This is a genomic window from Polaromonas sp. (genome assembly GCF_029945685.1).
GTDB lineage: Bacteria > Pseudomonadota > Gammaproteobacteria > Burkholderiales > Burkholderiaceae_C > Polaromonas.
In genome coordinates, this window is the sequence record NZ_JAQSDA010000008.1 from 1 (window position 1) to 15757 (window position 15757).

The following is a 15757-nucleotide window of genomic DNA, read 5'->3' on the forward strand; positions in this document are numbered from 1 at the left end:
TCAGGGCTCGCGATTGTCTGAGCCGAAGGCGAGTTCGAGCGAGACCCCGCTTTTGTCGAGCACCGCAGGTTGCCCCGGAGCGCAGCGCAGGGGACCCAGACCATCGGGTCGCCTTTCTTTTGGGTACTTTTCTTTGGCGACGCAAAGAAAAGTGCCTCGCCCGCCGGGGCGAGACCCGGCCTGTCGGAAGACCTGCTGAAGCGCAAGCTTGCAACGGCTTCAACAAGCCCCGCCAGAACGGCGAAGAGTTCAGCGCCCAAGGTACACCTCAATCACCCGTTCATCCGCCTGCACCTGATCCAGCGTCCCCTGCGCCAGCACCGACCCGTCACACAGCACCGTGACGATCTCCGAGATCGTCCGGATGAAACTCATGTCGTGCTCGACCACCATCAGCGAATGTTTGCCCTTGAGCGTGAGGAACAGCTCGGCCGTACGCGCGGTTTCCTCGTCGGTCATGCCGGCCACCGGCTCGTCGAGCAGCAGCAGCTTGGGATCCTGCATCAGCAGCATGCCGATTTCCAGCCACTGCTTTTGCCCGTGGCTCAGGTCGCCGGCCATGCGGCCCACGCTGTCAGCCAGATGAATCGTCACCAGGATTTCCGCGAGGCGGTCGCTCTGCAACGAGTCGAGCCTGAAGAACAGGGACGACCTCACGCCCTTGTTGGTCTTGAGCGCGAGTTCCAGGTTTTCGAACACGGTGAGCTGTTCGAACACCGTGGGCTTCTGGAACTTGCGCCCAATGCCGAGCTGGGCGATCTGCGGCTCGGTGTGGCGCAGCAGGTCGATCGTGCTGCCGAAGTAAACCGTGCCCTCGTCGGGCCGGGTCTTCCCGGTGATGATGTCCATCATCGTGGTTTTGCCGGCGCCATTGGGGCCAATGATGCAGCGCAGCTCGCCCGGCGCGATGTCCAGCGAGAGTTTGTTGATGGCCTTGAAGCCGTCGAAGCTGACGCTCACGTCCTCGAGATAGAGGATGCGGCCATGCGTGACATCGACCTCGCCCGGCGTGGCGATACGGCTGCCGCTCGCGCTACGGCCGCCGGACTCGGTGTTGCTGCGGCCGGCCTCCAGCGCCGACCGGCGCTCCTCGATGCGGCGCGCGCCCTGCTCCAGCAGATCGGGGGTCATTGGGACGCCCCCTTGCGCAGCTTTTTGACGAGGCCGACCACCCCATGGGGCAGGAACAGCGTGACCGCGATGAACAACATGCCCAGGAAATACAGCCAGTATTCGGGGTAGGCCACCGTCAGCCAGCTCTTGGCGCCGTTGACGATGAAGGCACCAACGATGGGGCCGATGAGGGTGGCGCGTCCGCCGACAGCGGCCCAGATCGCCATCTCGATCGAGTTGGCCGGGCTCATTTCGCTCGGGTTGATGATGCCGACCTGCGGCACGTACAGGGCGCCGGCAATGCCGCACATCACGGCCGACAGGGTCCAGATGGTCAGTTTGTAGCCGATGGGGTTGTAGCCAGAGAACATCACACGCGTCTCGGCGTCGCGGATCGCCTGCAGCACCCGGCCGAACTTGCTGCGTACCAGCCATTTGGCAAACAGGAAAAAGCCCAGCAGGGTCAGGCCGGTGATCACGAACAGCCCCATGCGCATGGTGGGCGTGGCGATCGGCGTGTCCAGGATACGTTTGAAGTCCGTGAAGCCGTTGTTGCCGCCAAAGCCGGTCTCGTTGCGGAAGAACAGCAGCATGGCTGCAAAGGTCATGGCCTGCGTGATGATGGAGAAATAGACACCCTTGATGCGCGAGCGAAAAGCGAAGTAGCCGAATACAAAGGCCACCACGCCAGGCACCAGCACGATCAGGAACAGCGTGGCGACAAAGCTGTCGCTGAAGGCCCAGTGCCAGGGCAGTTCCTTCCAGTCGAGAAACACCATGAAGTCCGGCAGGTCACTTTTGTAGTTGCCGTCACGCCCGATCTGGCGCATCAGGTACATGCCCATGGCATAACCACCGAGGGCAAAAAACAGGCCATGGCCCAGCGACAAGATGCCGGTGTAGCCCCAGATCAGGTCCATGGCCAGTGCCACGATTGCGTAACACATGATCTTGCCGAGCAGCGCCACCGCGTAGGTGCTCATGTGGAACAGGCTGGTTTCGGGCACCAGCAAATTAAGCACCGGGGCCAGCGCGCACACAAGCAGCAGTGCCACGATAAAGGCGCTCATGCCAACGCGTGTGAGCAGCGGACCTTTGGCCGGCAGAGTGATCGAATGGGGGGGTTGGGTCATGTCATGCTTCCGCTGAGCGGCCCTTCATGGCGAAGATGCCCTGCGGACGTTTTTGAATGAAGATGATGATGAGCACCAGCACCGCAATCTTGGCCAGCACCGCACCGGTCCAGCCTTCGAGGAACTTGTTCAGGATGCCCAGGCCCATCGCGGCGTACACGGTGCCGGCGAGCTGGCCCACGCCGCCCAGCACCACGACCATGAAGGCATCCACGATGTAGCCCTGGCCGAGGTCCGGGCCGACGTTGCCGACCTGGCTCAGCGCGCAACCGGCCAGGCCCGCGATGCCCGAGCCCAGCGCAAACGCATAGGTGTCCACACGCGCCGTGTTCACACCCATGCAGGAGGCAATCGGCCGGTTCTGCGTGACGCCGCGCACAAACAGGCCGAGCCGTGTTTTGCTGATCAGCCAGGCCATGGCCAGCAGCACGGCAACCGCAAAACCGATGATGACCAGCCGGTTGTAGGGCAGCGACAGGTTGCCCAGCACCTGCACGCCGCCGCTCATCCAGACCGGGTTTTCAACACCGACGTTTTGCGCGCCGAAGAGGGAGCGCACCGCCTGCTGCAGCATCAGGCTGATGCCCCAGGTGGCCAGCAGCGTCTCCAGCGGACGGCCATAGAGAAAACGGATCACGCCGCGCTCGAGCGCCGCACCGGTCAGTGCTGATGCCAGGAAGGCCACCGGCACCGCCGCCAGCAAATACCAGTCGAAAAGACCGGGCAAATAGGTCTGGAACAGGCCCTGCACCACGTAGGTGGCGTAGGCGCCGATCATCATGAGCTCACCATGCGCCATGTTGATGACTCCCATCAGCCCATAGGTGATGGCCAGGCCCAGCGCCACCAGCAGCAGGATGCTGCCCAGGCTGATTCCGCTGAAGATGGCGCCGAGCTTGTCGCCCCAGGCCAGCGCCGACTCGACCTTGCGCAGCGATGCCTGCAGCGCACTCTTGACCTCCGGGTCTTCTTCCTCCGACAGGCGCGCGATCAGCACAGTCTTGCTGATCGGGTTGTTGCTGCCCGACAGGCGGGCGGCAGCTTCCATGCGCCTGGCCTTGTCGCTGCTGCTCAGAAGAATGGTGGCGCGCACCATCTCGAGCTGGTTTTTCAGGGCCGGCACCGCTTCTGCCGCCCAGGCTTTTTCGATCAGCGGCAGGCGTGATTCGTCGGCCCCGCCGGCCAGGGTCTTGATGGCTTCGGCGCGGACTTTTTCTTCTTTCGAGAACAGCTTGAGCGCGGCCAGCGCGTTGTCGAGTTCGCCGCGCATCAGGTTGTTGTTGATCACTTCCTCAGCGTCTGCGGGCACCGGCAGCTCGGCACCGGTGACCGGGTCGTAGCCCTTGTCGTCCTTGATGACAAACACCTTGTCGCCGGCGACCTTGACGGCATCGTCGGCCAGCGCCTGGATGAAGGCGGCGGTTTTGTCGTCGGGACTGGCGGCGGCCCTGGCCAGCGCCTCGACACGCGCCTCGGTTTCCCCGAGAGTCATGCCTTTTACCTCGTCCGCGCTCAGGGCATGCGCGCCAGCAGCTATAAAAAACGTAGCAGATAGAAGGAGTGTGCGAAGCATCATGATGAAGAACCTGTAGGGTGGGCACAGCAACCAGCCGGCGCGGCTGGCGGCTCTGCCCAGACTGCAACTTCCTGAAAAAACCGTAACCCGTTCATGCACCGGAGTAGTGCAAGAAGCGGGCCAGACCGAAAAAAGCCGCACCTGTTTCAAGCAAACCAGGTGCGGCTTGCGCCGCCACCCCCAAGGGGCTTGCGGCAGCGGCCCTATTTGGAGGCCATCTTTGCAGGCTCGTCAGGCTTCTTGTCGTTGCCTTCGATGTACGGGCTCCACGGCTTGGCTTTCACCGGGCCGGGCGTCTTCCACACCACGTTGAACTGGCCGTCGGCCTTGATCTCGCCGATGAACACCGACTTGTGCAGGTGGTGATTCTTCTCGTCCATCTTGGAGACGATGCCCGACGGTGCCGGGAAAGTCTGGCCGGCCATGGCGGCGATGACCTTGTCGGTGTCGGTGGACTTGGCCTTCTCGACAGCCTGCTTCCACATATGGATGCCGATGTAAGTGGCTTCCATCGGGTCATTGGTCAGCGGCTTGTCCATGTGGCCGGGAATCTTCTTGGCCTTGGCGTACTCGCTCCACTGCTTGATGAAGGCGGTGTTGGTCGGGTTCTTGATCGACATGAAGTAGTTCCAGGCGGCCAGGTGACCCACCAGCGGCTTCGTATCCACACCGCGCAGTTCTTCCTCGCCCACGGAGAAGGCCACCACCGGCACGTCCTTGGCTTTCAGGCCGGCATTGCCCAGTTCCTTGTAGAAGGGCACGTTGGAGTCGCCGTTGATGGTGGAGACCACAGCGGTTTTGCCGCCGGCAGAGAATTTCTTCACGTCAGCCACGATGGTCTGGTAATCCGAGTGGCCGAACGGTGTGTATTTCTCGTCGATGTCGCTGTCTTTCACGCCTTTGCTTTTCAGGTAGGCGCGCAGGATCTTGTTGGTCGTGCGTGGGTACACGTAATCCGTGCCCAGCAGGACCCAGCGCTTGGCGCCGCCGCCGGCCTTGCTCATCAGGTAGTCAACGGCAGGAATGGCTTGCTGATTCGGCGCCGCGCCGGTGTAGAACACGTTCTTGGACAGCTCTTCACCCTCGTACTGCACAGGGTAGAACAGCAGGCCGTTCATTTCTTCCACAACCGGCAGCACCGACTTGCGGGACACCGAGGTCCAGCAGCCGAAAATCACCGAGACCTTGTCCTGGCCGAGCAACTGCTTGGTTTTTTCGGCGAACAGCGGCCAGTTGGAGGCCGGGTCCACCACCACGGGCTCGAGCTTCTTGCCGAGCACGCCACCCTTGGCATTGATCTCGTCAATCGCCATCAGCACCGTGTCTTTCAACACGGTTTCCGAGATGGCCATGGTGCCCGACAGGCTGTGCAGAATGCCCACCTTGATGGTGCCGCCCGACTGGGCATGGGCTGGCAGAACCGAGAGGCCCGCCAGGGCGACGGCGGCGCTGAGCGCCTTGAGGGTAAAACGACGTTGCATGTGCTTCTCCGGTAGGTAGATGGTTCGCGTTTCGCTTCACACCAGCCGCCAAGGGGCTTTTGCGAAGCGATGAGGCGATTCTGGGCACCGACCGGGAATTGGGGAATACGCCGGGTGGCGTATGCAGGACGGGATCACCAGGATCGCCTGTCCATCCCGACAGTGATTCAGGGGAGAAACTCACGGGGGTGGCGCCGCCTCCTGCCCGCCGACCAACCCGGCCTTTCACGGACACCTCCCGGCACCGGGAGGTGTCACACGGATCTGGAAGCGGACTCCTTTTCATCCACCGTTGATCCCGCGGCCTTGACATTTCGTCAGTCTGTTCATTCCCATCCGGTTAGTATCTGGCGATGACTACCAAATTCCTCCCCACGCTCTTCCTGTCGATGGCCGTTTCGGGCATTTTGTCGGGTTGCCAGGTCACTGGAAAACCGGCCAACATGCCGCCCTTCGGTTCGTTGGCGCAAATCACTGCCATCTCGCCCGACACAAACCAGGTCCTTCGCCCGGGTCAGCAAGTCAAGCTCAAGGTCGATGTCAGTTATGTCCTGACCTCGGACGCGGGAACGATCAAACTGATTGTTCTGGCGGCCGACAGCGCTGAGCTCGGCCAGGATGTCAAGGTGATCGCCAAGGGAAGCGGAAAAGCCACGCTGGAAACCCAATTCACCGTGCCGACCACCACCGAGATACGCGTGTTTGCGCCGCTGGTGGTGCAGGGGGAAAGCTCGGGCTCCGCCACGGATGGCCGATCCTACAAGGTGCTTCCCCGCTGAGCCTGCTTGCGGCCGGTCCCTGCTCCTGACTCCGGAAATTTTTCCATCAGGAATGCTGTTGCGATGGTGTCAGGGCAGCGTGGGCGGCTCCGCCACTTCAGCCACTTCCGCCTGTCTCGCCTTGGCGAACAGATCCCAGGCCGCCATGAACATCGCCGCGATCGCGGGGCCGATGACAAAGCCGTTCAGGCCAAACAGCGCCATGCCGCCCAGTGTGGACACCAGCACCACGTAATCGGGCATGCGTGTATCCTTGCCGACCAGCACCGGGCGCAGGATGTTGTCGACCAGGCCGATCACCAGAACGCCGAAGGCGATCAGCACCACGCCTTTGACGATCGCCCCCGTCGCCAGAAAATAAATCGCGACGGGTAACCAGACCATGGCGGCGCCAACAGCCGGGAGCAGCGACAAAAAGGCCATCAGGGTGCCCCACAACACCGGCGCATGCACGCCCAGCACCCACAGGATCAGTCCGCCCAGCGCGCCCTGGATCAACGCCACCACGATGTTGCCCTTGACCGTGGCCCGAATGACCGTGGTGAACTTGGCTGCCAGCTTGCCCTTGACCTCTGCATTGAGCGGCACGGCATCCCTGATGCGCATGACCAGGGCCGAGCCGTCGAGCAGCAGGAAGAACAGCAGGTAGAGCATGACGAAAAAACTGACGAAAAAATCGAACGTGCCTTGCCCGATGCTGAGCGCCTGCGTGGCAAAAAACTGGCTGCCCTTGGTCAGCCCTTCCGTGATCCGCTGCTGCACCAGCCCGAAGTTGTTCATGCCGAAGCGGTCGAGCATGCTGGTGATCCAGGCCGGCAGGGCTTCGTAGACCTGCTGGAAGTACCGCGCCACACTGAGCTCACCCGACTGCATGCGCTGGTAGACGCTGCCGCCCTCCTGAATCAACAGTCCGGTCACGACGCCCACCGGCAGGATGACCGCCACCAGGATGACCAGCAGCGTCAGCAGCGCGGCGCCAACGCGCCTGGCTGGCATGGCCCTGAGCACGCGCAGATACAGCGGCTTGAACATGATGGCCAGCACCGCGCCCCAGAAAACCGCGCCGTAAAACGGCCACAGTATCCAGAGGAAGGCCACCGAGATGGCCAGCAGCAGAAGCAGGAAGGTCTTGTCTTCAAGCGCGGTTGATTTCGCTGCGTCGGGGAGGTTCATGGCTTGGCGGGTCCTGCTGGATGGGGGAATGGCCCGCCGCACAGATGCCGCCGGAAAGGCCGATTTCAGCGCGCGCGCGGGCACCTTCTGATGATGGCCCCTGCTGAACAATCGACTCGCCAGCGCAGGGGTTTTCACCGTGTGGGACAGCCCCGACAGGCACTGTCAGCGTTCAGCCCGAGTGACCCGGGCAACGCAAAGAAGTGTGTCCGGTTTCCCCAGGGATGTAAAGTCAGGCAACAGCGTGCAACCTTGCTGGCGCCGCCGCGTCCGATGACATTCAATGATGCTCATGCCAGCTACTACCGTCAGGAAACCGATGACTTTGACCTCCGCCTCACAAGGCACATGGCGCACCCCCGCGCGTGCACTTTTCGCTCTCGCCAGCGCAACGGCATTGCTGACGCCGCTGGCACACGCCCAGCCGGCTGCAACGGCGCCAGCCGTACCGCCGTCCGTTCAGGCACAGGCTGCGCCGGCCAGCTCTGTGGTCTCGACGGCCTCGGCCGCCGTCCAACCCAGGTACAGCGCCGCGGACATCGAGCGGGCATTCAGCTTCATGGACACCAACAAGGACGGCAAGATCAGCCGCGAAGAGGCCTCCGGCTTTCGCGGGGTAGCCAGACACTTTGACGAAGCCGACACGAACAAGGACAGCACTCTGTCGCACCAGGAGTTCGAAAGCGCATTGAATCAGGCCAAAAGCCGCTGAAGGGGAATGGAGAGGAAAGCGCTCCCCGATTGATAGCGCCTCTCGCTTTCCTGTATTGGGCTGCAGCCGTTTTTGGCATCACGTTCCGCGACCTCCGGCATCCGCGCATCAGCGCTCTCGATCGGCAATTGCGATGACCTCAGCTGCCTGTGTGCCACAGGCTGTAAACCGTGGTGAGCGACTCGGCGCGCCTCGCGCGACCGGCTCCTGGCTGCAGGACAACATCGCAGGAAGACTCCATGTCAGCCAAAAGGCCAACGAAATCCAAGGTGACGCGTTATAAAGCAGTCACCCAAGCACCGGACCCTGGCACGGCCGATTACCCAGCGACCAAGGTCACCTAATGAACATGAATCCATTTCATCCCCTTCGCGCGCTGCCCTTCGTTTTGGCGCTTGCGTTCGCGGCGGGCTCCACCTGGGCCCAGAAACCCGAATGGGCAGGCCAGGGCAAAGGCGGAAAGCAGGAGCAAAACGAACGTTCCGGCAGCAAGTCGGACAAGGGCAACGGCAGCAACAAGGGCGCCCAGCAGTCCCGCCCGGCCCAACAGGATGTCCGGGTCGGCGCCCACTTCGCTGACCAGCAGCGGGTGGTGATCCGCGAGTACTACGGCAAGCAGTACAAGGCAGGTCGCTGCCCCCCCGGCCTGGCAAAGAAAAACAATGGCTGCATGCCTCCGGGCCAGGCCAAAAAGTGGGCCATGGGCCAGCCGCTGCCGCGTGACGTGGTTTTTTACCCGGTGCCCAATGCCGTGTTGATCCAGCTGGGCACTCCCCCTGCCGGCCACAAATATGTGCGCGTGGCCAGCGACATTCTGCTGATCGCCGCGGGCACCAGCATGGTGGTGGACGCCATTCAGGACCTCGGCCGCATTTGATGCTTCTCCCGCAGGCTTGTGCTCATGGGCGCAGCCTGCCCCCGCCGGCACCGGCCGGGCGCCTGGCATCGAGGGCCGCCCGGGCATGCGGACGCAGACGATTGAACAGCCGTAAACTGGCAGGCCCCCCGCTCCCATTCGCCTGTTTCGACTGATTCCCCATCACCTGATGCAGCAGCTTCCCCATCCATCGCTTGCAGGTTTCATCAAGTCCGTCTGGGTGGGCATGCCCGGCGACACGGCAAGCCCCGCGTCCCGGGAACACATTCTCCCCAGTGGCGAAATGCACCTGGTGTTTCGCCTGCGCGGACCGGAGATACGAATTTTTGACGACCAACACCCGGCGGACGGCCTGGGTTTGGGCCACGCCGTGGTCGGCGGCGCACGCGCCGGTTTTTACGCCAAGGAGGTCGCCGGCACGTCAGAGACCGTCGGCGTGCAACTGATGCCCGGTGCTGCGTTGGCCCTGTTGGGATTGCCTGCCAACGAACTGGCCGGACAACACACCCGCCTGGAAGATCTGTGGGGCAACAGTGCCAGGTGGATGCGGGAGCAGTGGGCGGAAGCCGCCACGCCCGCGCAGAAAATGCAAGGCTTGCAGGGTATTCTGCGGGCACGCCTGAAGTCAACGTCGCCTTCTGTGGCTTCACCGGCCATGGTGTGGGCCGCAGCGCAGCTCAAGGCAGGCGCCACTGTAAGGCAGACCGTGGCACAAAGCGGTTACAGCCACCGGCAATTCATCCGTCTGCTCTCCCAGTGCGTGGGCCTGCCCCCGAAGCAATACAGCCGGGTGCAGCGTTTTCAGCGGGCCCTGGCCTTGCTGCATCGCGGCGGCGCAACGGGCACATTCAGCCTGGTCAATGTGGCGCAGGACGCGGGCTACAGCGACCAGCCGCACTTCAACCGCGAATTCCGGCAGTTCTCCGGCCTCACCCCGGAGCAATACCTCCGCGCGCCGGTCGTGTCGCCCAATCATGTACCAGTGCCGGCGCCGCCTTTCGCAAGGCAGGCGCCGTGACGTCCAGGCGGCCTGCCCCAGGGTCAATTTTGTTCAACACCTGATCCACACGAGCCGATAGACTGGCTTCCTGTTCGAATTTCACGACGGGAGCCCCCATGACCATTCATGAGCTGTTTGCCTACATCCACGTCAAAAACGCGGTCGAAGCGATTGCGTTTTACACCGCGGTATTCGGCGCTACCGAAAAGTTCAGGCTGGTCGAGCCCGGTGGCCGCATGGGCCATGCGGAGCTGGATTTCGCCGGGACCACGTTGATGCTCTCCGAGGCGTTCCCCGAATACGGCATCCTGGCACCGCAGGCAGGCGCGCCGGCGTTCGTGACACTGCACCTGCATGTGGACAATTGCGATGAAGTGATCGCGCGCGCGCTCAAGGCCGGTGCCACGCTGGAGATGGCGGCACAGGACCATTTTTATGGTGAACGCTCCGGCAGTTTTCGCGACCCATCCGGCCATCGCTGGAGCGTGGGCCACAGCATAGAAGACGTGACACCAGCAGAGATGCAGCGCCGCTACACAGCGATGATGACTACCCCGGCGACGTAGTTTGCTATCAAAATAGCAGCTGTTTGCGCCCGCCAGAAAAGGGATAAAGCCATATTTTCATAAAAATTCTGCAGTGCGCAGCCACCGCAGGCCTGCGGCCCGCTAGCGGCTTTGGGCCAGCACGTGCTGCAGCGTCTGCAGCAATTCCTCGTTCGACGTTTGCGCCTTGATCAACACGGCAGCGGCCCGGGTTCCCTGGGCGCGGTTCACCTCGCTGGCCGAGAAAACCACCACCGGTGGCGGTCGCTCCAGCGCTTCAATGTCGGCCAGCAGATCCCAGCCTGATTCACCGGGCAGGGTCAGATCGAGCAGCACCAGGTCGTAGGCCTGCGCCAGCAGGCAGGCGCGGGCTTCCTCGAGCGTGGCGGCAAATTCGAAGGTGGCAAAGTCCTGCGCGATCGCTGCCGTGATGCGCTGGATATCCAGATCGTCCTCGACATGCAGGATACGGGGCTTGCCCTCGGCCATGCCGTCTATTGCATGGCGCAGACTGCGGATCAGCAGGTTTTCGTCAATCGGTTTTTCGAGCCAGCCGGAAACCGTCAGCGTCTGGTTGTTGAACTGGATCTGGCCCTCCCCGGCCATGGCCGACACCACCACAATCGGCAGATCACGCGTGCCGTCCCGGGTGCGCAGGGTACGGATGAGTGTGACGCCATCCTGGTCGGGCAGCTTGAGATCCAGCGTCATCGCGGCGTACCGGTTGGCCCCCAGGTGGGCCAGCGCGTCGGCGGCGGTGTACACCACGTCGCTGTCAAAACCGCCCTTGTCCAGCATCATCGCGATCAGGCGGGCGATGTCCCTGTCGTCCTCGCAGATCAGCACGCACGGCCGGGTGAGCGCACGTGGCAGGGCGGGCAGTTGCGGCGCAGCCTCTTTCCATTCGGGCAGTTCAAAGAAAAAGGTGGCGCCCTTGCCGGCTTTGCTGTCAAAACCCACGCTGCCGCCCAGACGTTCGACAATGGCCCTCGAAATATTCAGGCCCAGGCCGGTACCTCCCTTCTGGCGCGTATCGGACGAATCCGCCTGGGAAAATTTCTGGAAGATGCGCTTGCGAAATTCTTCCGGAACACCTGCCCCCTGGTCACGCACTTCCACCCGCACGCCGAGGCCGGCGCGGCTGACATGCACCTGCACCAGCCCGCCCGGAGGAGAGAATTTCACCGCGTTGGACAGCAGGTTGGTCACGACCTGGGCCAGGCGGTCGCTGTCCACCTGAACCCGCAGGTCGCCCTTCGGAAAATCCAGGGTCAAGCCGACGTTCTGCGCTGCCCCAAAACCCTCGTTGGCCGCCAGCACCTGGGCCAGCAAGGGCTGGAGTTCCACCACCTGCAGGTCCAGGCGCATCTTGCCCGACTCGATCTTCTCGATATCCAGAATGTCGTTGATCAGACGGATCAGGCGCTCGCAATTGTTTCTGGCGATCTCCACCAGGGTCTTGACCGCCGCCGGCAACTCGCCGGCCACACCGCCGGCGATCAGACCCAGCGAACCGCGAATCGAGGTGAGCGGCGTACGCAGCTCATGACTGACCGTGGAGACAAACTCGCTTTTCATGCGGTCTATACGTTTGAACTCGGTCACGTCGGTCGCCAGCGAATAAAACCCGATGACCTCGCCTTCTTCCTTGCCATCGCCGTAACGCGGGAAATAATTGACCACGTAGTCACGGTGATCGCCGCGCGCGGTTTTCTGGGTACGCTCGTAAACCACCGGGTAGCCCGACAGGACCTCGTCGACACGCGCGCGCACAACCTGGTAGAACTCCTCACCCATGACCTCCAGCAGGGTTTTGCCGTCGATCTGCTCATGCGACAGGCCGAAGCCTTCCTCATAAGCCCGGTTGTGAAAGCGAAAGCACTGCGCCTTGTCGACATAGGCGATCAGAGCCGGCACCGTGTCTGTGATCTCACGCAATTGCAGCTCGCTGGCGCGCAGCGCGTTGCTGACACGGTGCATCTCGGTCGTGTCGCGGCCCGTCCCGCGGTAACCGGTGAAGCAACCCGACGCGTCGAAAACGGGGACACCGCTGATGGACACATGACGAATCTGTCCCTGGGGGTCAAGTCGCGTGACCTCGAAATCACGGAAAACCTCGTGTCTTTCAAGCTGCGCCCTGTGGGCCGCCCAGACGCTGTCGTCCATGTGCACATAAGGCAGTTCCCAGCGCGTTTTTCCAATGGACTTGTCCCCCTTGAACGCCGCCGTATGGGTACGTTGCCCTTCAGCGGAAACCCGCACGAAGCGGAAGTCTGCATCCTGCTCCCAGAACCAGTCGGACGACAACTCGGTCAGAGTACGGAAGCGCTCTTCACTCTCGCGCAGGGTGCGTTCGGCCTCTTTTCGTTCGGTGATGTCCTGCACCTGGGAAATGAAATGCAGTGGTTTGCGGTCGGAGTCGCGCACCAGCGAACACGTCAGATATCCCCACACGATATGCCCGGACTTGTGGATGTAGCGTTTTTCCCACTGATAGGTTTCGATCTCGCCGGCCAACGCCCTTTTCCGCTGCAGCAGATCCCATTCGACGTCGTCCGGATGGCTGATCTCGTGCACGGTGCGGGCCAGCATCTCCGCCTCGGAATAACCGAGCATCTGGCAAAAGGCACTGTTGACCCGGAGCCGGCGCGAGTTGACGGCGATCAGCGCCATGCCGATCGCCGCATGCTCAAAAGCGCTGCTGAATTGCTGGTCGCCATCTTCAAAAATATCGTTGTCGCTGCTGATCAGCGAGCCGGCCGTGGCCGGTGCCGCCTGGCCGGTACCCCGGAAAAGGTGGCGCGAGCGGGGAAGCGCCAGCGCAATGCCCGCGTCGTCTCCGGAAACATCATCGCCCGGCATGGCATGGCCCTGGTCGCTTCCCAGCGTGAAATAAAACGTGCTGCCCTCGCCCAGCACGGAGCTGGCCCAGATTCGCCCACCGTGACGGATGATGATTCGTTTGACCGTGGCCAGGCCGATGCCGCTGCCGGCAAACTCTTCCGGCGAATGCAGGCGCTGGAAGGTGCCGAACAGCTTGTCCGCATAAGCCATGTCGAATCCTGCACCGTTGTCGCGCACAAAATACACCGGCGGCTGGTCGGCCACGGCTTCCCTGCCGATCACGATGTCCGTACGGGGCTTTTTCGCACTGAACTTCCAGGCGTTGCTGATCAGGTTCTCAAGAACCTGCCGGATCAGCGAAACGTCCGCCCGGGCCAGCATGCCGGGTTCGACCGTCACCTGAACGTCGCGTCCGGGTTCCGTCTCTGACAATTGTGCGAGGACCCGCGTCGCCTCGGCCCCGAGGTCCACGGTTTCCCAGTTCAGGCTGGTGCGTGACAGTCTGGCAAGCAGCAACAGCCCGTCGGTGAGTTCGCCCATGCGTCGCACACCGCCGCGTATCCGGGTGAGGTAATGGCTGGCTCGTTCGCCGGTCTCCGGCGACACCGTTTTTTGAAGCAAGGCGCAGTAGCCGTCGATGGCACTGAGGGGGGAACGCAGGTCGTGCGCCACCGAATAGGAAAATGCCTCCAGCTCCTTGTTGGCCGCCTCCAGCTGGGCTGTCCTGCGCGAGACCCGGTTTTCCAGGTCAACGTTGAGCCGGACGATTTCCATCTCGGCGCGCTTGCGCTGGCTGATGTCGGTGATGGTGCTGACAAATCCGGACGGGGCGTCCCCTGCCCGTTCAGAGAACGGCATGACGTTGATCAGTGCCCACAAATCACTGCCGTCGGGTTTGCGGTAACAAACCACCACGTTGGACTGCGGCAAGCCCGTGCGCCTGGCGACCACACTCGGCCGTTCCTCATGGGTCATCAACGAACCGTCTTCGCGCAGCGTCTGCCATGTCGGTCCGAGCAGCTTCTCCCCCCTCATCTGGGCCAGGCTCACGCCAAGAATACGCTCGGCGCTGGCATTGCAGTCAATGATTCGGCCCTCGGCATCACGCATGACGACGCCTTCGGCGAGTGCGCCGACCACGCCGCGAAAACGGGCCTCGCTGGCCACCAGCGCTGCTTCAGTCTGTTTGCGCGCCGTGATCTCGGTGCCCACGCCCCGGTAGCCGGTGAACTTCCCGTCCACGTCAAAAACGGGCTCGCCGCTGATGCAGAAGTGGATGCGCCTGCCATCCAGGTCCACGCGCTCGTATTCGAAATCACGGAAGGTTTCGTGGTTCTCCAGCTGCGCGCGATGCACCGCCCAGGCCGCCTTGTTACGCAGGGTGTCGTCGATGTCCCATCGTGTGCGGCCGATGTATTCGCTGATCTGGGCCTGGCCTCCGGAATCGGCCGGAAGCCTGCCAAAACGGGCCGATCCGCTGGACATCCGGGTGAAGCGGAACTGGTCATCCAGCTCCCAGTACCAGTCAGAGGAAAGCTGGGTCAGATTGCGAAAACGTTCCTGGCTTTCGCGCAGGCGCGCCTCGGCAGCCAGACGCCCGGTGACGTCCCCGCTGGTGACCAGGACATGGGTGACGGCGCCGCTGGCGTCTTTGAGCGGGACCTTGCGCATGTGAACACGAATGGCCCCGCGGTGTTTTGTCGCGGCCAGGCGGTCGGGCAGGTCCTGCATGACGCCTGCGGCGACCAGCTCCAGGTCGGCGGCGTGCATGCGGTCCGCATCCTCTTTCGGCCAGAGATCGTGCACCGTGCGGCCCATCGCCTCTTCGCGGGTCACCCCGTAGAGAGACTCGGCGGCCTTGTTCCAGCCCACAATCCTGAAGCCGTCCTGAACAGACTTCAACTGCAGGGCGATCGGAAGGTTGTCAACCACTTCATCGAGAAAGCCGGCGGCTTGCCGCTCGGTTTCTTCCGAACGCTTGATCGCGCTGATGTCATGCACCGTCCCCCGATAACCGAGGAAGCGATTCTGGTCGTCAAAGACCGGAATGCCACTGACCGACAGGTAGTGCGGCAAATCGTCGCCGAGCTTGCGCTGGTATTCGAAATTGCGGAACGGCTGATGGGCATCCAGCAAAGCCCGGTGCGCCTCCCACGACCCGCTGAGCGGCACCGCACCGGCAAGCTCCCAACGGCGCTTGCCGATGTTGCTGTCCCGTTCGACATCGAGCGCGACGGCCGCCTGCTCGCCGGAAAACCTGACGAAACGATGCTCCGCATCCTGTTCCCAGTACCAGTCGGCCGATATCGTGGCCAGATCGCGCAATCCCTGGGCGCTGCTCCTGAGCAGATCAGCTTCACGTTTTTGTTCGGCAAGCGCCCGATCGAGCAGGTCGTTGGCACTCTCAAGTTCATGCAGCCGCGCCTTCAGACGACGGTTCTCTTCGGCGAGTTCTTCGTTACCCTTCACGGGCGAACCTCAAGACGGCCAGCCGCGTGCCGCAGGCGAGCCGGCGCGCCCCGCG

The 15757-nt window shown here is 62.7% G+C and carries 11 protein-coding genes; 5 read left to right on the top strand and 6 right to left on the bottom strand.

Going from position 1 to position 15757, the window contains the following annotated elements; all coding sequences use genetic code 11:
* Positions 1-249: 249 nt before the first annotated feature.
* The 4 genes from urtD to urtA all read right to left on the bottom strand — a co-directional run bounded on the left by urtD (position 250) and on the right by urtA (position 5303).
* The gene (gene urtD / locus PSV26_RS05485; RefSeq protein ID WP_300568653.1) at positions 250-1131 is read right to left on the bottom strand and encodes an urea ABC transporter ATP-binding protein UrtD; all 882 of its coding nucleotides are present in this window, start codon (positions 1129-1131) and stop codon (positions 250-252) included.
* Positions 1128-2246, bottom strand: a complete 1119-nt coding sequence (gene urtC, locus PSV26_RS05490; RefSeq protein ID WP_300568656.1) for an urea ABC transporter permease subunit UrtC — start codon at positions 2244-2246, stop codon at positions 1128-1130. The genes urtD and urtC overlap by 4 nt, the downstream gene beginning before the upstream one ends.
* A gap of 1 nt (position 2247) precedes the next feature.
* Entirely contained in the window at positions 2248-3822 is a 1575-nt protein-coding gene (urtB, locus tag PSV26_RS05495; protein WP_300568659.1) for an urea ABC transporter permease subunit UrtB, read from the bottom strand.
* 203 nt (positions 3823-4025) lie between these two features.
* Positions 4026-5303, bottom strand: a complete 1278-nt coding sequence (gene urtA, locus PSV26_RS05500) for an urea ABC transporter substrate-binding protein (RefSeq protein ID WP_300513472.1) — start codon at positions 5301-5303, stop codon at positions 4026-4028.
* A 353-nt stretch (positions 5304-5656) separates the two neighbouring features.
* Between urtA and PSV26_RS05505 the strand changes: the two genes are divergently transcribed.
* Entirely contained in the window at positions 5657-6082 is a 426-nt protein-coding gene (locus tag PSV26_RS05505; protein ID WP_300513474.1) for a hypothetical protein, read from the top strand.
* A gap of 69 nt (positions 6083-6151) precedes the next feature.
* Here the strand turns inward: PSV26_RS05505 and PSV26_RS05510 are convergent, their stop codons facing one another.
* Positions 6152-7255 (bottom strand): AI-2E family transporter, encoded by a 1104-nt coding sequence (locus PSV26_RS05510; protein WP_300513476.1) that lies wholly within the window; start codon positions 7253-7255, stop codon positions 6152-6154.
* 319 nt (positions 7256-7574) lie between these two features.
* Between PSV26_RS05510 and PSV26_RS05515 the strand changes: the two genes are divergently transcribed.
* From PSV26_RS05515 to PSV26_RS05530, 4 genes are all read left to right on the top strand, one after another.
* Positions 7575-7967 carry an EF-hand domain-containing protein gene (locus tag PSV26_RS05515; RefSeq protein ID WP_300568662.1) on the top strand — a complete coding sequence of 131 codons (393 nt, stop codon included), beginning with the start codon at positions 7575-7577 and terminating at the stop codon, positions 7965-7967.
* A gap of 349 nt (positions 7968-8316) precedes the next feature.
* Complete coding sequence (locus tag PSV26_RS05520; RefSeq protein WP_300568665.1) at positions 8317-8844, top strand: hypothetical protein; 528 nt, start codon at positions 8317-8319, stop codon at positions 8842-8844.
* 169 nt (positions 8845-9013) lie between these two features.
* Entirely contained in the window at positions 9014-9862 is an 849-nt protein-coding gene (locus PSV26_RS05525) for a helix-turn-helix transcriptional regulator (protein ID WP_300568668.1), read from the top strand.
* Between the two features lie 98 nt (positions 9863-9960).
* The gene (locus tag PSV26_RS05530) at positions 9961-10410 is read left to right on the top strand and encodes a VOC family protein (RefSeq protein ID WP_300568671.1); all 450 of its coding nucleotides are present in this window, start codon (positions 9961-9963) and stop codon (positions 10408-10410) included.
* Positions 10411-10512: 102 nt separating this feature from the next.
* Here the strand turns inward: PSV26_RS05530 and PSV26_RS05535 are convergent, their stop codons facing one another.
* Entirely contained in the window at positions 10513-15702 is a 5190-nt protein-coding gene (locus PSV26_RS05535; protein ID WP_300568674.1) for a PAS domain S-box protein, read from the bottom strand.
* Positions 15703-15757: the final 55 nt, after the last annotated feature.